This window comes from Salisediminibacterium beveridgei, from assembly GCF_001721685.1.
In the GTDB taxonomy this organism is placed as follows: Bacteria; Bacillota; Bacilli; order Bacillales; family Salisediminibacteriaceae; genus Salisediminibacterium; species Salisediminibacterium beveridgei.
This window is the reverse complement of record NZ_CP012502.1, coordinates 173,130-192,914: the sequence shown is the minus strand read 5'-3', so window position 1 is coordinate 192,914 and position 19,785 is coordinate 173,130. Positions and strand designations below refer to the sequence as shown.

Sequence of the window (19,785 nt, the reverse complement as noted above, 5' to 3'; positions counted from 1 at the left end):
GAAATCGATGGTGCTAGGGACCATCGACATCCATCGGTTACAAAAGCAATGGCGAAGAGTGGTTATGTAACGTTCTTCGCCATTTATGGTAACTCAAGTCTTTGAATTACATATTACCCAGCAGTAAGAAGGCAATAACGATCGCAAAAATTGGAAGTGCCTCAACAAGTGGCACACCAATGAACATAACGGTTTGAAGCGGTCCACGGATCTCCGGTTGACGCGTAATTCCCTGTAACGTACTGCGGACGACGATTGCCACCCCAAATGCACCTGCGATTGCTGCCAAACTTGCTGTAATTGCTACTGCAATAGCGACTGTTCCCATGATAAAAATCCTCCCTTTACATTCTTAAAAAGTTTTTTGTAATTGTATGAATGAAATCACTCTGCCGGTTTTTACCGGTGAGTTCTTATTCAACGTGTTGTCGTGCTGAATGAATTCAGCAAGGTGTTGCTTCTAATGTTCTTCACTGACTTTGTGCGACATATACACCATCGTCAGCATGGCAAAGATAAAGGCCTGCAATGAACCGATAAATACGCTGAACGCCTGGAATATGACGAGCGGGAAAAATGCCCCGAATGTCCAGAAGACACTGGCAAATGCCCCGAGTCCGACAAGCATGATCATGATCATTTCTTTGGCGAAAATGTTCGCATAAAGTCGCATGCCGAGCGTGAGCGTGTTCGAAAAATCTTCAATGATCTTAAACGGTGCCATAAACGGCGCCGGCCGGAAGTAATCTTTCCCATACTCTTTCGGGCCTTTGAGCTTCAAGCCGTAAATATGTGTCAATACGACAACGAAGGCGGCCAGTGAGATGGTTAAGACCGGATTTGACGTTGGTGAGTTCCACCAGACATAGTGCTCTTCCGTGGCAAGCTCAAACGGGACACCCATCATGTTCGCCACAAATACGTAAAGCAAGATGGTAATCCCGAGCATCACAAAGTGTTGCCCCTGCTTCCAGTCCATCGTACTGCTGATGATGTTTTTGACGAATTGCACCAGGTACTCCAAGGCATTTTGCGCACCTGTCGGGTACATTTGAATTTTCCGGGACATGAAAAATGCCACCAGGAAAACAATGACCATCGCCATCGTCGTGGTAAACAGCGCCGGAATGTTGAGCGTCAGCCACGGGATGCCAAACAGGTCGATTTTCAGAAATTTACTATCCAATCCTTTTCACCTCTTTTCACACATGACAGATCATATTGTTGAATCCTTTACCAGCACTGTATTCACTCTTTCTCCTTTGAAAGCGAGATGCGAAACAGTGGTTCTATTAACAGAATGATATAGGTCACAGAAAGACCGATGATCACTCCTGTCAACGAAAAATACTGCGGCAGCTGCTGGGCAACCCAGAGTGCCAGAAGAAACACGAGCAGCCTGGACAGCGTTCCGAGGGTGGCCCGCGGTTTTTTATCCACGGTCATTTTACCGATCCGGCTGACTTGAAAATACGTCATCCACAGGCTGACCAGACTGAAGCTGGTGCCGAATGCCATCCCGAGCCAGAAAGGTCTGTTGTCCCCGGAAATCAGGGTCATGATCAAAAACAGACTGACGAAGACCAGCGTATAAGTTGCGTAGCGGCTAAACAATTTGCGGATGTCGTTCATTCTGTATCGTCTCCGTCTCTATAGAACTGACGAATGACGCGGAAAATGCCGAAGATGCCTGTGACAAGACCCAAGAGCATGCCTCCGACCAGATACAGACCACTCCCATCATAACGGGATTCAAGCCACAGTCCGCCAAAGACCCCCAAAAGAACGGGTCCGGTAAAATAGGCGCTGATGGTGGTCATGAGTGCAAATGCGCGAACCAGCTGGCGTTGCTTCGTCTCTTTGGACATGATTCGTACTCCAATGCGAAATTCGTCGGACGTTGCACCTTTGAATCAAAGCACTCGTTCAGGCAACTGTATGCCTGTTGCGGCGCTGATGGACAAAGAAAACAGGGATAATGAGTCGGCTATTCAGGGGAATTGAGGGCATGTTACGGTGTCAGGATGTATGTATGGCATGCCTCTTTGCTGGCGGTGCGTGTGATCCCGTTCGCAAAGAATGCTCATGTACGGCTGCCGGCAGTTTGTCAGCGGACTGCCAACTGTCTGTCTGCACGGTGTTGCTCCCCTTGTGTTCCGAGTCCTGAAAATCGGCTGATCCCTTGCGCCTCATGACGTCAGCACGTCCACTTTCACCATATTATCGTACAACAGTCATGCTACTGTGTCAATGACTACAGGCGTTCGAACGCCCATAGGATAACGTTTTCAGAAGTCCTGAAAATGAAATGCCCGTGAAAAGTGTCATGGATTTGTCACATTTCGTTTTCTATTATACATAAGTTCAATGGCACTGTGTGGACTTTTTTAGAAAAAGTATTAAGAAAGAATATTCTGACTTGAAATGGTTTACTCCATCCCTGCCAAGGCTTTGACAGGCGAAGGAGACCCCCTTTTTCCGGCTGGATGGTCATTTACCTCTGGCAAGGCAGGTTAAAGGGGGCGAAATGACGTCACACGATCGTCACGCAATCCGTAATAATACCGGATCGCTTCCACGATGCGCCCGGATGCCTGACCATCCCCATATGGGTTTGAGGCTCTCGACATCGCCTTGTATGCTTCATCATTGTTCAGCAGAAGGGCCGCATCCCGGTAGATATCTTCTTCGTTTGTTCCGGAGAGCTTTAAGGTTCCTGCTTCGATTCCTTCCGGTCGTTCCGTTGTATCCCTTAACACGAGAACGGGCACGCCGAGCGACGGGGCTTCTTCTTGAACGCCACCGGAATCGGTCAAAATGATGTGTGCCCGCGAGGCAAAGTTGTGAAAATCCCTGACGCCAAGCGGCTCGATCAGCTGAATACGCGGATCATTACCGAGAACGTCATCGGCCATTTCGCGGACAACCGGATTGAGGTGCACCGGGTAGATCACCTGCAAATCGCTGTTTTCTTCGACGAGACGTTTGATTGCGCGGAACATGTTCCGCATTGGCTGTCCCAGGTTCTCCCGCCGGTGCGCCGTAACCAGAATCAAACGGTCATCACCGATTTTATCAAGACTGTCATGGGTGTATGAATCAGTAACGGTCGTCTGCAGGGCATCGATGGCGGTATTGCCGGTAATAAAAATCCCTTCCGGCTTTTTGCCTTCTTCGAGCAGGTTCCCTTCGGCTTTTTGCGTCGGCGCAAAGTGCAGATCGCTGATGACACCGGTGAGCTGGCGGTTCATTTCTTCCGGGAACGGTGAGTATTTATTCCACGTTCTGAGCCCCGCCTCCACGTGACCTACGGCAATCTGATTGTAGTATGCAGCAAGACTTGCCACAAAGGTTGTTGTCGTGTCGCCGTGCACAAGCACCATGTCCGGTTTCAACCGTTTCATCGCCTCGTCAAGGCCTTCGAGAGCGCGGGTGGTCACGTCCGTGAGGGTCTGCCGGGCCTGCATAATGTTCAGATCCTCGTCCGGTGTCACGTCAAAGATTTTCAGCACCTGATCAAGCATTTCCCGGTGCTGTCCGGTGACAACGGTGATGGCTTCGAGGTCGTCGGTTTGTTCCAGCTGTTTGACCAGCGGGCACATTTTTATGGCTTCGGGACGTGTCCCGAAGATGGTCATGATTTTTTTACGTTTTGGCATGATGGGTTCCTCCTTCGTGCAGTATGCGTTTGAAAAACCGGAGGGCACGGTTCCTTTAGGGAACCGGTGCGGTCTCCGGTTTGGTTGTCTTTATTTTGTTCCGAAAAGGCGGTCGCCTGCATCACCCAGGCCTGGAACGATATAGCCTTTTTCGTTCAGTCTTTCGTCCATGGCTGCAAGGTAGATATCCACATCCGGGTGGGCTTCTTTCATTTTGTCGACGCCTTCCGGTGCAGCAACGAGACACATCAGTTTGATGTTTCTTGCACCGTTACGCTTGAGGACGTTGACCGCTTCAATGGCTGAACCGCCTGTCGCAAGCATCGGGTCGACGACGATCATTTCGCGTTCAGAAACATCTTTCGGTAACTTCACGTAGTATTCCACAGGCATCAAGGTTTCAGGGTCGCGATAAAGGCCGATGTGACCCACTTTCACTGCCGGGATGAGTTCAAGAATCCCGTCCACCATGCCAAGACCTGCGCGGAGGATCGGAATAATCCCGAGCTTTTTCCCTGAAATCGTTTTGCACTGGGCTGTGGCAACCGGTGTTTCCACTTCCACATCACGAAGCGGGAGGTGGCGGGTAATTTCATAAGCCATAAGACCGGCAATTTCATTGGTCATTTCCCGGAATTCTTTTGTTCCGGTTTCTTTTTTGCGAATAAAGGTCAGTTTGTGCTGAATCAACGGATGGTCAAAAACGTACACTTTCCCCATGTGTATCACTCCTCAGAATTAGTCGGTGCTGCTATGTATCTGTCTTATTTACTTGCCTGACGCTCAACGCATACCATTATACATGAAGTGATGACCGAGCGCTGACATTCCCCGGAAATTGTACTCGAAATTCGATTTTGGTTCAAGGGTCTTCTTACACGGTTTCCAATCGATTGCGACAGGTGTACGTGCACACTTTGATTTTTTTGTCGTTTTCCACCTGATTTGCCACAGGATCCTGCTTGCACACTGCATGCTTGTCGCACCCCACACGAAACGCTGCCCCGTTTTCAGAGGCAGCGTCGTGATTCATGTGATTGGTTCATTACCGCTCGTAAAGCGGGTAGCGTCCGGTCATATCCTGAACGGCTTTGCGGGCGTCGTTCAAGGCTTCCGGGTTGTCGTGATTCTTCAAGACCAGGGCGATGATTTTGCCGACGGTCGTGGCGTCTTTTTCATCGAATCCACGGGATGTGATCGCCGCTGTCCCGATGCGGATACCGCTTGTTACAAACGGGCTCTCCGGATCGAACGGGATCGTATTTTTATTCGTCGTGATTCCCACCGAATCAAGCGCAGCTTCGGCCACTTTACCGGTCAGCTCCAGCCCTCTGAGATCGAGCAGCACGAGGTGATTGTCTGTGCCGGATGACACGAGGTTCACACCTTCCGCTATCAATGACTCAGCAAGCGCTCTTGCATTGAGTTTAATCTGCTTCGTGTATGCCTTGAAGTCATCGGTCAACACTTCACCGAACGACACAGCCTTCGCTGCAATAACGTGCATCAATGGACCACCCTGAACACCTGGGAAAATGGACTTGTCCACTTTCTTGGCATACTCCTCTTTACAGAGGATCATCCCACCGCGTGGGCCGCGAAGGGTCTTGTGGGTCGTGGTGGTTACCACATCGGCATACGGCACAGGACTCTGATGTTCTCCTGTCGCAACAAGTCCTGCAATATGGGCCATGTCGACCATCAGGTACGCACCGACTTCGTCGGCGATTTCGCGGAAACGGGCGAAATCAATTTCACGCGGATAGGCACTTGCGCCTGCAACGATCATCTTCGGCTGATGCTCACGAGCTTTCGCCAAAACGTCTTCATATTCAAGCAGTCCGGTGTCTTTGTCCACGCCGTAGTCGACGAAATTGAACTGCTTGCCGCTGAAGTTCACCGGACTTCCGTGCGTCAGGTGTCCTCCATGCGAGAGGTTCATGCCGAGAACCGTGTCCCCATGCTCGAGCAACGCATAGTACACCGCCATGTTTGCCTGTGCGCCCGAGTGTGGCTGCACGTTCGCGTGCTCCGCGCCGAAAATCTGCTTGGCCCGGTCGCGGGCGAGATTTTCAGCGACATCCACGTGTTCACAGCCTCCGTAATAGCGCTTCTCCGGATAGCCTTCGGCGTATTTGTTGGTCAGAACGGAGCCCTGGGTTTCCATGACTGCTTCGGACACGAAGTTTTCCGAGGCAATCAGTTCGATGTTGTCCTGCTGGCGCTTTCGCTCCGCTTCGATGGCAGCGAACACTTCAGCATCCTGTGCTTTTAACTCAACGAGATCTCGACGTTCCAATGTTCTCATTCCTAAAAAACCTCCCTGATCGTCACGCATCTGCGCGCTGAAAACTTGTCTGTTCCTAAACACGACGGTCACATAATCGAACATTCATTAACGCTTATTCTACAACGGAGAAGCGCACTTGTAAAACAGTTTTTCACAAGTCAGACCGATGTATGCGTATACAAAATGAAAAAGTCACAATATTCCCTGAATTTATCAATGAAGCTTATGACAATCCCCATCAGATGGACTTGTTTTGCTTCGTCGTAAGCCACTCCCGTTCGAAGACTTCAGCTCGTTGCGGCCGAGCGTAGTAGTAGCCCTGACCATAGGTGAAACCGAGTGCTTTAATTTTCTCATGATGACATTCGGTCTCCACGCCCTCTGCCACGGTTTGAAGACCAAGCCCTTCCGCGATTTGCAGCATGGCCCGGACCAGTTTCTCCGTATCCGCTTCCTGTGCAGTGGCCCGAATGAACGACTGATCCACTTTCATATCATTTAACCCAAGCTCTGTCAGATATGAAAAAGAGGAATAGCCGGTACCGAAATCGTCGATGGCAATCCGGATGCCCATTCGGCTCAGTGCGTTCAGGTTAACGAGTATACGGGGAAGATTGCCTTTTGACAGGGTTTCAGTGATTTCCACCTGGATCCATTCTGAAGGGATACGCCAATGCTTCAGGATACCTTTGAACCCTGTGGAAAAAGACTCTTGTTCAAGCTGACGGACGGAGAGGTTCACCGATACCGGGACGGCATTGCGTCCTGTTTTTCTCCAATAAGCCAACTGACTGCAGACATCCTCAAGCACCCACTTCCCGATGTCAATGATCTGTCCTGTTTTTTCGGCGATGGGGATGAACTCCCCCGGTGAAACGCGGCCGAGTTCATGACTCTGCCATCTGAGGAGCGCTTCCACTTTGACCAGATTGCCAGTAAGAACATCCACGATCGGCTGGTACACCAGCTCCCATTCCTGACGTTTTGCGGCACCTTTCAACTGGTTCGCAATCAAAAACCGTCTGCGGATCTCATCCGCTTTTGTCTTCGAAAAATAGCTGACATGATCAACGACCGATTCCCGGGCATAGCCTACAGCCAGTGTTGCCGTCTGCATCAGATCATCTGTGTCATCACAGTCGACCGGAAACCGGCTCACACCGACGGACGGCTGAATGTAAATCATCGTGTCTTCAATGGCAAATGCCTGCTCGAGCTGTTCGACCAGTCCATTAATCGGCGCGTCCAGTTCATCCCCTTCCCCGTCAAGAACCACGAGGAAATCATCGCCTCCGATTCTGCCAAGGCAATCGGGATCCGGTACAAGGGTCAAGAGGCGATCTGCAATCGCTTTCAAAAGCTTGTCTCCGAAGCTGTGCCCGATCGTATCGTTAATCTCGTGAAAATTGGTGATTTCGATCGTCAAGACTGCAAACCGGTCCTGATTGTAATCGGACCGGTTGAGTTTCCGCCGGATAAACGACTTCATCGTCCCCCGGTTTGACAGCCCCGTCACAGGGTCAGTTGTCTCCAGAGTGGCCAGTCGTTCCTGGATATCATCCGGGTCGGACAACTCATGAATGACTGCAATGTAGTACGTTTCCCCGTCAGGGCTCTGCATACGAGAAGTCGACAGCCGCTGGCGGTAGACGGACTGGTCCTTACGCCTGTTCCAAATTTCCCCGCGCCAAAAACCCCGGTTCTCGAGTGACTGCCACATGGCATTGAAATACGCCTTCGTATGGACGCCTGCGTTCAGAATCCTCGGGTTCTGTCCCTTTGCTTCTTCTTCACTGTAGCCTGTAATCCGCTCAAATGCCTGATTGACCCAGATGATCGTCCCGCTCTGATCGGTAATCATCACACCGTCATTAATATTTTTCAAGGAGCGCTCAAACAGCAGCGCCATTTCACGGTTTCCCTCTGCCACGGTGCGGTCAATATACGTCACCACTGCCCCGGTGACCTGATCGTCATCGATCAGCGGGTAGGCGAACAAGTGGACCGGAACCCGTTTCTTTTCGATGTCCTGCCGTTCCGTTTCAGCAATCACCATTTCACCTTTAAACACACGATCGAGTGTGTTCGGCGGACTCAATGCCCCTCCGCTATCTTGAAACAGCCCCAATACCGGTTTTTCGACAATATCCTCCCGCTGATGACCGAATAAACTGGTGAACTGCGGATTGCAGTACACGACATGCTGCCTGGCGTCGAGAACTAAAACCGCATGTGCACTGCCTTTAAAGAGCGCATTAAAGTGCGCCATCCCTGGCCGTTTTACCCAGTGTAAAAGGTCCGTGTAGATCAGATTCTCTCCTTTGCCGTACTCATTCATGCTGTTGCCCCCTGCTTTCAATGCTTTTAGAATAGTCCAATTATAACAGGTTCTGTCATGATTCGACATGTGAATTGTGAAAGTTCAGCGTCGATGATACACCTCTGTCCGGCGTGAACCAGCAGACCGAAGAAAGGTACCGGTATCGAAAAAAACACCCGGCAGCTGCAGCTTTTCCTGCATTACCGGGTGTTTTGTTTACGCATCTAACGCATAAGCAGCACGCGCGCCGCCGATGAGTTTCGGTCGGGTGCGGGCAAAGGTGACATGGGCTTCGCCAATGTCTGTGATGCTCGTCCTGACGGGAACGGCGACAGCTTTTAACTGCATGCCAATCAGCGTATCACCGATGTCGATTCCGGCGTCTGCTTTCACGCCTTCAACGACAACAGGGTCCTCAAGGTGCCGGTAGGCATGGGCTGCCATCGATCCGCCGGCTTTTTTCACGGGAACCACCGTGACGGGTTCAAGGCCGTGTTTTTCGGCATAGCTCCTCGGTACCGTAACCGCCCGATTAATGTGTTCGCAGCCCTGAAAAGCGAGCACTGCGCCGGTTTTTTCCGCGAATGCGGCGAAGGCTTCAAAAAGGGCTGATGCCACTTCGTCGGCGCTGTTGCTGCCGATTTTGGCACCGCGGACTTCACTGGTACTGACGCCTGCGACGAGGAGTTGGCCTGGTTTCAGGTTCGCTTGTTCCTGGAGTTCATCGAGTGCTGTGGTGAGGGTGGTTGTCCATTCATGTGCTGACATGTGAGATCCCTCCTTGTATGATCGGTCTCAGTCGATTGGCTGGCCGTTTTCGTAGTTCATGACTTTCATGATGCGGCGTTCGTGGCGTCCGCCTTCAAAGTCGGTGGTCAGCCAGGTGCGGGCAATTTCCTGGGCGAGGCCCGGTCCGATGATGCGTTCGCCCATGGCGAGGACGTTGGAGTCGTTGTGTTCCCGGGTCGCTTTGGCGGTGAAGAGGTCGTGTACCAGGGCGCAGCGGATGCCTTTCACTTTGTTGGCTGACATCGACATGCCGATGCCGGTGCCGCAGATGACGATCCCGCGGTCCATTTCACCATTCGCCACCATTTCCGAGGCTTTGATGCCAAAGTCGGCGTAGTCCACAGATTCTGCGCTGTCGCAGCCGACGTCGGTTACGTCGTGCCCCAATTCTTCGACGACTTTGATGATATCGCTTTTTAAATTAAATCCTGCATGGTCTGAACCGATCACAATTTTCATACGTTATTCTCCTTTCGAAGCGGTTGCCGCTTCGTTAATACTGAATTTTTCGATGCTGGCCTTCAGGGATTTTGCCTGCTCGAGGAGCATTTCCGCCGAGGAGGCCACTTCCTGCATGACAGCCGTCTGTTCTTCCGTACTTGCGGTCACGTCTGCGGTGCCGGCAGCAGTTTGTTCGGCAATGCCTGCAACGGTCTGTGCCTCGGTCGCGGTGCGCTCAATGGTACTTACCTGGCTTTCAACGAGCTGCAGAATTTCCTGGACGGCCTCGGCCACTTCGGTCACACTTTCGCCCATCGTGACGATGGCTTCATTCGTCTTCGTCCCTTTCTCCGCTTCGTGATTGGCGGATTTCACCTGTTCGGTGATCTGGGCAACGACATTGGTCACGTCGGACTGGATGGTCTGAATCAGATCTGTGATGCCCTGAACGGCGTTCCCCGACTGGTCCGCAAGTTTTCGGACTTCGTCTGCCACAACGGCAAATCCTTTGCCGTGTTCCCCGGCGCGGGCTGCTTCAATGGAAGCATTCAACGCGAGAAGATTGGTCTGTTCAGCAATGTCACCGACGAGAGAAATGATCTCCCCGACTTTTCGGGCATTGTCGTCAAGGCGCTGAACGGCTGTGAGGGACGTTTCATTTTTCTCCGCCAACTGCTGAATGCCGGTGACGAGAGATGCAATGACGGCTTGTGATTCGTTCAAACTTGCCACCATTCCCCGGGACAGTTCCCCGGATTTTTCCGCGTGGCTCTGTACGCTTTCTGCGGTCCCCCGGACGTCTTCCATCGCTTCTGCGGTGGCCTGAATGGAGGACGACGATTCCTGAGCGCCGTTGGAGATGTCGTCGACCGTCTGGCTGATCGTCTCTGCCTGATTCGCCGCTTCGCTTGATGCTTCTTTTATATCCAATACCCGTTGATTCGTCAATTGAAAAGTGTCGTTCACGTCGTGGATCATCTCCGAGAGGCTGTCAATCATGTCATTGTATGCAATGGCGAGGCCGCGAAGTTCATCATCGGATTTCGGCACGTCCACTTTCTCACGTATATCGCCCTGTGCCACTTGCCGGGCTGCGGCCTCTATTTTTCTGAGCGGTTTGACGATAACCAGTGACCCGAGATACCCGAGCACCGCTGTCCAGGCCACGCCCAATACGAGCGTCAGGGCCATGAAGGTGTTCTCATTTAACCCGAGTTGGTCACCGATGATATCGTATAAATAAAAAATAAAAAAAGCGCTTGCCGTGTATGTAATGATTGCAACTAAGCTGATGCCGAGCACCATCTTTTTGGTAATGCTGAAGCGGTAAGCCGTCGTATCCATCTGTAGTGTCCCCCTGTTTCTCCCCAATTGAGATGCATGTTGTTTTCTATGTAACAGGGAGGCTTTGCTCCCTGGTGAAAAGATGATCAGTTTTCAATTTTTTCCAGAAGTCGCGTAATGGCCTGGTTGATTTCTTCATAAACGGCTTCGTACTCTTCTTCTTCGCCACCAAACGGGTCGGGAATATCCAGTGACGGCATGTCCCACTGAAGCTTATCGATCGCTGACTGATACGGCAGCAAGGCATTGAGGAGTTTTTCTTCGATCTTACTCTGATTGGAGAGCGTGCCTTCTTCGTTATACGTCTCCACTTCCCCCTGATGCTCTGCGAGAATTTTCGCGCGCTCGAGTTCCATTTCAGCATACTGAGCCTTCAACTGTTCCATTTTGTCCAAAAGCTCCGGATCATCCGCCGTGTACTCTTTCAGCGTAAACACTTTCTCCACAGCTTCCGGGAACTGATCGATCAGGCTTTGTTTATGACTCTCTGTCATGGCCAGGACAATGTCCGCGCTTCGAAGCCGGAATTCATCGAGGATTTTAGACTGATGACTCTCCATGATTCCCCGGGTCTGCAGGACGCGTCTGGTGCCTTCGGACATGGGTACACCTTCCAGCCCGTGCAAGGCAGCAGAATCCGCTTCCACGTGATCAGTTTTATTCCGATGCTCGAGCAGAGCCTCCGCCATCGGACTTCTGCACGTATTACCCGTGCAGACAAACAGCACTCTTGTCATTGACATGACCTCCATTTTCATCTTCTATTCTATCATATCTTTCACAATTCACATTCCTTGATTCAAAATCGTTCAAACATTTCACACGTAAAATTCAGACGTTTTACGCATCTGACTTTTGTATGCCCTCACTGGCTTTCGTCAACCGGTTCATGATCGCCCCGCCGAGGTGATCATCCGGGAAGGTGCAAGTGAAGAGAATATCCACATCGCGCGCTTTGAACTCGCGAAGTGCGCGGTACAACTCCCGTCCGATCGCATGGAGATCCACCCGTTTTCCGAGTGTGACTTCCTGGTCGGCACCGGAGAGTCCGAGCCATTCATCGACAACGAGTGCGCCGGTTCTCGCACCATCGAGTTTCGCTTCTTCGATTGCCTGTTTGAGGGCATCGAGTTCCCCTTCCACGAGGAATAAGGGGACTTCCGGTGCGTAATGGGTATATTTCATCCCGGGCGATCGCGGCGCCTCTTTTGCAATGGAAAGTGCGGGGTCAACGACTACATCACTGCTCACCTGCCGCAGTTCCTCGAGTGTGACCCCGCCAGGACGCAGGACCATAACCGTTTGACCGATCACTTCCACAACCGTCGATTCCAGTCCGACCCCTGCAGAGCCACCGTCAAGAATCATCGGGATCCGCCCATTCAAGTCGTCTAACACATGTGCCGCCTCCGTTGGACTCGGCCGGCCCGAACGGTTACTGCTCGGTGCGGCCAGCGGCCGGCCCGTCGCTGCAATCAGCTGTCTGGCAACCGGGTGCGCCGGCATACGCAGGCCAACCGTATCAAGACCGGCAGTCACTAAGGGCGAGAGTGTCCCGTTGTGGGGCAGGATGATCGTCAGCGGCCCCGGCCAGAAAGCATCCATTAATTCACGGGCCAACAAAGGGATGTCGCGGGTATAGTCCGCCGCTTCTTCCACCGAGGCTACGTGCACGATCAACGGGTTATCCGCCGGCCGGCCTTTCGCGGCGAAGATCCGTTTGATCGCCGCATCATTGGTCGCGTCACCGCCGAGCCCGTAGACGGTTTCTGTAGGGAATGCGACCACTTCTCCGCCACGAATCAGTGCCGCAGCCTGTTCAATCGCCGGATCAATCGATTTATTCACAGCGTTATCCACAACTTTACCCACAGAACGTACAGTCGTTTTCAAAACCATGTCTTTTTCCCCTCCAAACCTTGTCACAGAAGCATTTTATCCATTGTGCAGCGCCGGTTTCCGTGCATTTCTCTTGTCAGAAAGTATGTTCTCCACAAAAGTTATCCACAGATGACTGTGCATAACCCTGTGTGAAACCTGTGAATGCCCGCGGCTTCTTCAGCGCAACCATGCGATGACAATCCGTTCATTGCCATTGATGTCGCTGATGACCTCAGGCGAGCTGTTTATCAAGGTTTCTTTCAAAAGATCACTGACCGCATCCCCTTGGTTGTATCCGATTTCGAGGGCCAGAAGCGTTCCCTTCGGATGAAGCACGTCCGGCAGTTCCCGGATGATCTGCCGATAGGCTTCCAGTCCGTCCTCACCGGCAAAGAGCGCCAGATGCGGTTCGTGTCCGGTGACGTTTTCCTTCATCACCGCTTTGTCCTGATCCGGGATGTAAGGCGGATTCGATACGAGCAGTCTCGGCCGGATCCCTGATTCTTTCAACGGGGTCAAAAAACTCCCCGCGAGGAAGGTTACCGCTGCCTGATGGGTGTGCGCATTCTGTTTTGCCACGAAAAGGGCTTCTTCGCTGATGTCCGTAGCCGTCACGCAAACAGAAACATCTTTACCGGTCCAGGTTTTGAAGCGCTCTGGTAAATCCAGTGCGAGGGTAATGGCAAGAATGCCTGACCCGGTACCGATATCGGCCACCGGAAAGCCGTTATCCCCAATTGTGGATAACATTGTTGACTGCTCTGTGGATAAGGCCGTAAAAATGGCCTCGACGAGCTCTTCCGTTTCCGGGCGTGGAATCAAGACAGAACGGTTTACCTGATAATGCCGTCCAGCGAACATCTCCCGGCACGTGATGTGCTGCACCGGAACGCCGGTCGAAGCGCGCAACACGTCCCTTGAAAAAGCTTCGTCCACATCCGCGGCGAGATGCGCCCGACTTTCACTGTATAATTTTGCCCGGCTCCAGCCGGTGTGATGACACATCAGGATCCGCGCGATTTCTGCTTCCTGCTCATGTGTTTTTAAATAAGAAGAAGCCCAAAAGAGGGCTTCGGATACGGAGCGCTTTGTCATATCAGGACTCCGCATTTTCCATCATCTTCGACTGCTCTTCCACAATCAGGGCTTCGATGATCTCATCGAGTTTCCCTTCAAGAATCTGATCGAGTTTCTGGATCGTCAGACCGATGCGGTGATCGGTGACCCGGCTTTGCGGGAAATTGTACGTCCGGATCCGCTCGGAACGGTCTCCGGTACCGACAGCGGATTTCCGGTTTTCGTCAATCTCCGCCTGCGCCTCGCGCTGATAAATATCATAGATCCTTGCCCGGAGCACTTTCATCGCTTTTTCCTTATTTTTAATCTGGGACTTTTCGTCCTGACAGGATACGACGACCCCTGTTGGTTCGTGGGTCAGACGGACGGCCGACATCGTGGTGTTAACGCTCTGCCCACCGGGTCCGCTCGAGGCAAACCGGTCCACGCGGATGTCCTTTTCGTTGATGTCCACTTCCACACCTTCCGCTTCCGGCAGAACCGCTACGGTTGCAGTGGACGTATGGATCCGGCCACCTGACTCGGTGGACGGTACCCGCTGCACCCGGTGCGCCCCGTTTTCAAATTTCATATGGGAGTAGGCCCCTTTGCCGTTAATGCTGAAGACGATCTCCTTGTACCCACCGATGCCGGTTTCATTGGCGTCAATCACTTCGGTCTTCCAGCCCTGATTTTCCGCGTAGCGGTAGTACATCCGGAACAGGTCGCCGGCAAACAGCGCTGCCTCGTCCCCGCCTGCCGCACCGCGGACTTCCACGATGACGTTCTTGTCGTCATTCGGATCTTTCGGGATCAACAGCACCCATAACTTGTCTTCCAAGGTTTTCAGCTCATCTTCGAGTTCATCGAGTTCCATTTTTGCCATCTCTTGCATGTCGTCATCAAGATTCCCTCTGAGCATCTCTTTCGTGTCATCAATCTGCTGCTTGATATCTTTGTATTGTCTGAAAGTCTCCACGGTCTTCTGCAAATCGGACTGTTCCTTCGAATAGTCGCGAAGCTTATTCGTATCATTCATGATTGCAGGATCCATCAAAAGCTCATTTAGCTGCTCATAACGATCTTCTACAGATTCAAGTCGGTCAAACACTTGCGCCACCCTCTTTTATTAGACAAATTCATCTGATTTTGAAACCTGATTCTTCTATAGTATAGGTTCTCTTTGCGGTAAAATCAATTCCTGATTCTACATACCCCTGTAAGTATACGTTTATTTTCTTTGTCCGGAGGGAAATTGGATGATGGCACACAAGCTCATAAATCGTTTTAAATCAAGGAGGAGATGAACGGATGAACGTGGTGATTATCGGCGGCGATGCCGCAGGGATGAGCGCAGCCATGCAGCTGTCGCGAAAACGTAAAGATGCTTCGATTACCGTACTCGAAAAAGGGGCAGTGTATTCCTATGCCCAGTGCGGTTTGCCGTATTTTATCGGAGGGGAAGTCGCAAAGAGTGATGAACTGATCGCGAGACCCGTCTCTTTTTTCCGGGAGAAGGCAGGGATTGATGCGCGGATTTACCATGAAGTAACGTCTGTGGATGCCTCAGGACAACAAGTTCACGGCACGAACCTTGAAAACGGTGAGGCCTTCACCGTTGACTATGATATGCTTCTCGTTGCAAGCGGGGCAGGATCGATTTTTCCACCGTTTGAAGGGAAGGATCTCGAAGGAATCCATCTGTTGAAAACCATTCCCGACGCAGAAAAAATTGTGGAGGATATGAAAGAAGATGTCCTGAATGTGACCGTCATCGGCGGGGGATACATTGGCCTCGAGGTTGCCGAAAACCTGGCGAAAGATGGCCGGAAGGTGCGGATCATCGATCTGATGGAGCGCGTCGGAAACGTCTATGATGCAGAAATCAGTGAAAAAATTCAGGAAGAAGCAGAACGTCACAACATTGAACTCGTCCTGAAGGAGAAGGTCCAATCGTTCACCGGAGAAAACGGCCGGGTTGACGGCGTTGTCACCGATCAGGGATCTTACCCATCGGACATGGTGATCGTCGCCATCGGCGTAAAGCCGAATACCGGCTTCCTCGATGGGACCGGTGTCCACCTGCACCCATCCGGTGCGGTACTCGTGAACCCGTATATGGAAACGAACATCGCGGGTATCTACGCCGCCGGGGACTGCGCCACGCAATTTCACCGCGTCAAGCAAAAAGACGACTTCGTGCCACTTGGTACCCATGCGAATAAACAGGGGCGGATCGCCGGCATTAATATGGCCGGGGAAACGAAGGCTTTCCAAGGCATCGTCGGCTCATCGGTGATGCAGTTCTTTGACCTTGCAATCGGAAAAACCGGTCTCAGTGAGCAGGAAGCGAAAGACGAAGGGATCGATTACAGTGTGATCGGGTATGACTCGGCGGCGATTGCGCACTATATGCCGGAGAACGCCCCCCTTTTCATCCGGATGATGAAGGATAACAAAACAGACAAGCTCATCGGGATGCAAGCGATTGGTAAACGCGGCGTGGACAAGCGGATTGATGTAGCGGCAACCGCCATCTATCACGGCATGACCACCGAAGAAATGGAAAACCTCGATATCAGTTATGCACCACCGTTCAACACCGCTTGGGACCCTGTCCAGCAAGGCGCGAGACGGCTATAAAGCAACCATCTGCCTGTGCAGTTTAACGAAAACGAACCGGCCCCCATCTCCAGGGGGGCCGGTTCGTTTTTTTATACTCCATAGGAATGTTCACGTCCGCTAAAGGATTGAAGCATAAGCGCAACCAAGGCTTTCGCCATTTAAGCTTGGCGAGAAGCCTGGTTTTCTTTATCTGCTGGTTCCGCCTTCGGTGCCTGTTGGTTCAATATACGCTTCTGCGTCCTCGTCCGTGTCCTGATCGGATGGCTCCACTTCATCCGCATCTTCCTTTGTCTGTTCACTTGAACCGGTGAAGTCGTCACCGGATGCCTCATCTTCGTCGATGGCTTCAGGCGCTGTTGCTTCTGATTCTTCAACCTTGAACCGGTTGATAACGGATTCGAGATCGAGCATCGTTTCTTCAAGATCATCGGACAGTTTCCCGAGCTCTTCTGCAGCTGCGAACTGTTCTTCTGTGGTCGCGCTGACTTCCTCTGTGGAAGCGGATGTGGTTTCCGTAATTTCCGCCATATCGTTGATGGCTTTTTCCACTTTCTCTTTCATGCTGTTCATATTGCTGATCGAGCTTTCAATGCTGGCGACAGCTGTAAAGGTGTCTTCCGTATCCGCGATGATGTCATCAAATGAGGACTTCGTCTCTTCCACAGCAGTCGTCTGTTCGTCAAAACGTTTCACGGATTCCGTCACCAGGGTAACGGACTCTTTTGTCTGCCCGAGAATGGTGTGTACGATCTTATCAATCTGATCCGTCGACTGTTTGGACTGTTCCGCGAGTTTTCGCACTTCATCCGCCACAACAGCAAAACCTTTTCCAGCTTCGCCTGCCCGGGCTGCTTCAATCGAGGCATTCAAAGCGAGCAGATTCGTCTGATCGCTGATTCCGTCAATGATACTCACAACGCCGCGGATCCCTTCCACGTCGGCACTCAGCTGTTCGATGGTACTCTTGATCTGAGCGATGTTCTGACCGACATCTTCGTTTTTCGCCGTCAGCTCATTCATATGACCAAGGGAAGTCGCACTCGATTCCTTCGTGTGGTTCGCAACCTCACTCACGCGGCTGACCATTTCTTCCATCCGCTTCATTTCCTTGGACAGTTCATCCATCTCGCGACCGGTATGTTCCGCGTAATTCACCTGTTCCATCGCTCCATTTGCCACTTCCTGAATCGAAGAAGCGATTTGCTCGGCGGTATGCGAGGACTGATCCGATATCCGTTTCATCTGCTCGGTGTTTTCCCGGGCGATTTTGGACATGGATTTATTTTCGGAAATAATCAGCGACACATTGTCAAGCATGTGGTTGAAACTGGACCCGAGCTGACCGAGTTCATTCTTCCCTGTTTCACGGGTTCGGACGGTCAGATCACCCTCTTCCGCCTGCTTCATCAACCCGATCATGCGGTAGATCGGCCGGGTAACAGAGTTCGTGACAAAGAAAGCCACGATCACTGCAGCGATGATAAACGCTGCGACAAGACCGATCACAAAATACATGATTGTATTCATTTCTGCCATGACGACCGAGCGCGGCGTGGACACGACAGCATGCCACTCATTCTCAAGTTCGATGGTGGACATGATGACGTCTTCTTGGACCGCTTCCTCGCCCATGGTCTGCTCGATAGCGTGATCATTACTGCGAATGATCGTCCCATCATTATTAGCAATGAACAATGTCCGTTCCAACTCTTCTTCCGCTGGATTTCGCTCTCTGCCCAGTACATTATCGAACATGGCCGGTGACAGTTCGAGACCTAGAATCCCCTGGTTGACGGAACGGTACAGAACAACTTGCAAACTGCCGTCTTCATCAAAATCCGAGTGCCAGTGAAAAGTGCTGTCCTCCAGCGCCTCTTCAACCCCTTCCGGGAAAGGATTCTCAGTCATATCCTGACCGCGGACACGACCGATGACTTCCCCGTCCATTTGACGGTAAAAGAACATCTCATCAAGGTAGTCCGTGCTGTTTCGAATGGAATTGAAGTAATCCGTCACTTCCCGACGGGCTGTGAATACATCGATCTGTTCCATTCTGTCATAATTGGCTACCATCTGCTCATAGACTTCACCGTCTGTAAAGGGACGCATGGACAAGTCATAGACCTGATCCAATCGCTGATCCAGATTCTCCCCCACTTGCCCGGAAATCTCTTCAGACAAGTCCTGCACTTTTTCTTCAAGTGCATTTTCCGATGTGATATAAATGATCGATGCAATGGTCACTGCCGGGATGACCCCGAGCAAGGTGAACCAGATCAATAATTTCTGCTTCAGTGACATTTTTGATACCCTGGCTTTCGGTTGTTTCGATGGTTGCTTTGGTGTGGATTCGTGTATTGCCGCTGACGGGCGCTGCTTCTTTTTCCTGAACGGATTCTTCATGCATGTTCCACCACTTTCTGTCTGAGATCTCAGGTGCAGGACTTTTTCGTAAGCGCTTTATTTATGTATTGTACGAAAACGTTTCGTGCGCCTTTTTACGTATCGTATCAGAGTTATTATATGGTGTCTATATGAAAAACTACTGAAAAATCCCTATGATGTTAACACATCACAGGGAAATCACGTTCATAATAACGGTTTCGAGGCATATCCAACGTTCTCAAAGCGGTTATTTCTCGGTTTATTAGGTACTTCGTGGCAGTGGCGGCAACGCGGTTCGTAGGATTCGGATGCACCGACAAGAATGATCGGGTCATCGAAGGAAGCCGGACGCCCGTCAATCAGGCGCTGAGTCCGGCTCGCCGGAGATCCGCAGGTTAAACAAATCGCCTGAAGTTTTGTGACTGACTCTGCCATGGCCATTAATGTCGGCACGACACCAAAGGGTTCTCCCCGGAAATCCTGATCGAGACCTGCGACGATGACCCGCATCCCGTCGTCTGCAAGTTTCTCAGCCAATGCAACAATGTGCTCATCAAAAAACTGAACCTCATCGAACGCCACCACCTGGGTGTTACTTGCAATCTTTTCGATGACGTCATCCGTACAGTCAACAGGCACAGCCACCACTTTGTTCCCGTTGTGGGAGACCACTTCTTCATTCGAATAGCGGTTATCAATAATCGGCTTGAATACCTGTACTTTTTGTCTGCCATAGCTTGCCCGGCGCACTCTGCGGATCAGTTCCTCGGATTTCCCCGAAAACATACTGCCGCAGATGACTTCCAGCCAGCCTTCTTTGCTCGTTAAATACATAAGACCAGTCTCCTGTATCAATAAATTCGACATCGGGCACGATTGTTCATGTGCCTTCTCCATGTTTCATTATAGAGTGATTACGGCGAACTTTCTACCGAACACAGGAAACTTTTTATACACAGGTCGATGGTCTCAGGGAATATTTGTTCACATTTTGG

18 protein-coding genes are annotated in these 19,785 nt (G+C 51.4%); 1 reads left to right on the top strand and 17 read right to left on the bottom strand.

Annotation, left to right across the window (positions count from 1 at the left end; translation table 11 throughout):
* Nucleotides 1-106: 106 nt before the first annotated feature.
* The 15 genes from atpE to prfA form a co-directional block, all read right to left on the bottom strand.
* The gene (atpE, locus tag BBEV_RS00915; protein ID WP_013174043.1) at nt 107-328 is read right to left on the bottom strand and encodes a F0F1 ATP synthase subunit C; all 222 of its coding nucleotides are present in this window, start codon (nt 326-328) and stop codon (nt 107-109) included.
* Nucleotides 329-460: 132 nt separating this feature from the next.
* The gene (gene atpB, locus BBEV_RS00910) at nt 461-1,186 is read right to left on the bottom strand and encodes a F0F1 ATP synthase subunit A (RefSeq protein ID WP_069363739.1); all 726 of its coding nucleotides are present in this window, start codon (nt 1,184-1,186) and stop codon (nt 461-463) included.
* Between the two features lie 62 nt (nt 1,187-1,248).
* The gene (locus tag BBEV_RS00905) at nt 1,249-1,632 is read right to left on the bottom strand and encodes an ATP synthase subunit I (protein ID WP_069363738.1); all 384 of its coding nucleotides are present in this window, start codon (nt 1,630-1,632) and stop codon (nt 1,249-1,251) included.
* Nucleotides 1,629-1,868, bottom strand: a complete 240-nt coding sequence (locus BBEV_RS00900) for an AtpZ/AtpI family protein (protein WP_069363737.1) — start codon at nt 1,866-1,868, stop codon at nt 1,629-1,631. The genes BBEV_RS00905 and BBEV_RS00900 overlap by 4 nt, the downstream gene beginning before the upstream one ends.
* A 645-nt stretch (nt 1,869-2,513) precedes the next feature.
* Nucleotides 2,514-3,659, bottom strand: coding sequence for a non-hydrolyzing UDP-N-acetylglucosamine 2-epimerase (gene wecB, locus BBEV_RS00895; RefSeq protein ID WP_069363736.1), 1,146 nt, complete (start codon nt 3,657-3,659; stop codon nt 2,514-2,516).
* Nucleotides 3,660-3,749: 90 nt separating this feature from the next.
* Entirely contained in the window at nt 3,750-4,379 is a 630-nt protein-coding gene (gene upp, locus BBEV_RS00890) for a uracil phosphoribosyltransferase (RefSeq protein WP_069363735.1), read from the bottom strand.
* A 325-nt stretch (nt 4,380-4,704) separates the two neighbouring features.
* Nucleotides 4,705-5,967, bottom strand: a complete 1,263-nt coding sequence (locus BBEV_RS00885) for a serine hydroxymethyltransferase (protein ID WP_069363734.1) — start codon at nt 5,965-5,967, stop codon at nt 4,705-4,707.
* A gap of 220 nt (nt 5,968-6,187) precedes the next feature.
* Nucleotides 6,188-8,287, bottom strand: a complete 2,100-nt coding sequence (locus BBEV_RS00880) for a GGDEF and EAL domain-containing protein (RefSeq protein WP_069363733.1) — start codon at nt 8,285-8,287, stop codon at nt 6,188-6,190.
* A 198-nt stretch (nt 8,288-8,485) separates the two neighbouring features.
* Complete coding sequence (locus BBEV_RS00875; protein ID WP_069363732.1) at nt 8,486-9,037, bottom strand: TIGR01440 family protein; 552 nt, start codon at nt 9,035-9,037, stop codon at nt 8,486-8,488.
* Nucleotides 9,038-9,064: 27 nt separating this feature from the next.
* Entirely contained in the window at nt 9,065-9,517 is a 453-nt protein-coding gene (gene rpiB / locus BBEV_RS00870) for a ribose 5-phosphate isomerase B (RefSeq protein WP_069363731.1), read from the bottom strand.
* Nucleotides 9,518-9,520: 3 nt separating this feature from the next.
* On the bottom strand, nt 9,521-10,843 hold the full coding sequence (locus BBEV_RS00865) for a methyl-accepting chemotaxis protein (protein WP_069363730.1): 1,323 nt from the start codon (nt 10,841-10,843) through the stop codon (nt 9,521-9,523).
* 86 nt (nt 10,844-10,929) lie between these two features.
* On the bottom strand, nt 10,930-11,580 hold the full coding sequence (locus tag BBEV_RS00860; RefSeq protein ID WP_069363729.1) for an arsenate reductase/protein-tyrosine-phosphatase family protein: 651 nt from the start codon (nt 11,578-11,580) through the stop codon (nt 10,930-10,932).
* Nucleotides 11,581-11,683: 103 nt separating this feature from the next.
* Nucleotides 11,684-12,742, bottom strand: a complete 1,059-nt coding sequence (locus BBEV_RS00855; RefSeq protein WP_069363728.1) for an L-threonylcarbamoyladenylate synthase — start codon at nt 12,740-12,742, stop codon at nt 11,684-11,686.
* 159 nt (nt 12,743-12,901) lie between these two features.
* Nucleotides 12,902-13,834 carry a peptide chain release factor N(5)-glutamine methyltransferase gene (gene prmC / locus BBEV_RS00850; protein WP_232318237.1) on the bottom strand — a complete coding sequence of 311 codons (933 nt, stop codon included), beginning with the start codon at nt 13,832-13,834 and terminating at the stop codon, nt 12,902-12,904.
* Nucleotides 13,821-14,891 (bottom strand): peptide chain release factor 1, encoded by a 1,071-nt coding sequence (gene prfA, locus BBEV_RS00845; protein ID WP_069363726.1) that lies wholly within the window; start codon nt 14,889-14,891, stop codon nt 13,821-13,823. The genes prmC and prfA overlap by 14 nt, the downstream gene beginning before the upstream one ends.
* Nucleotides 14,892-15,091: 200 nt before the next feature.
* Between prfA and BBEV_RS00840 the strand changes: the two genes are divergently transcribed.
* Nucleotides 15,092-16,423, top strand: coding sequence for an FAD-dependent oxidoreductase (locus BBEV_RS00840; protein ID WP_069363725.1), 1,332 nt, complete (start codon nt 15,092-15,094; stop codon nt 16,421-16,423).
* Between the two features lie 168 nt (nt 16,424-16,591).
* Here the strand turns inward: BBEV_RS00840 and BBEV_RS00835 are convergent, their stop codons facing one another.
* Nucleotides 16,592-18,808, bottom strand: a complete 2,217-nt coding sequence (locus BBEV_RS00835) for a methyl-accepting chemotaxis protein (protein ID WP_069363724.1) — start codon at nt 18,806-18,808, stop codon at nt 16,592-16,594.
* 186 nt (nt 18,809-18,994) lie between these two features.
* The gene (locus tag BBEV_RS00830; protein WP_069363723.1) at nt 18,995-19,624 is read right to left on the bottom strand and encodes a thymidine kinase; all 630 of its coding nucleotides are present in this window, start codon (nt 19,622-19,624) and stop codon (nt 18,995-18,997) included.
* Nucleotides 19,625-19,785 lie beyond the last annotated feature (161 nt).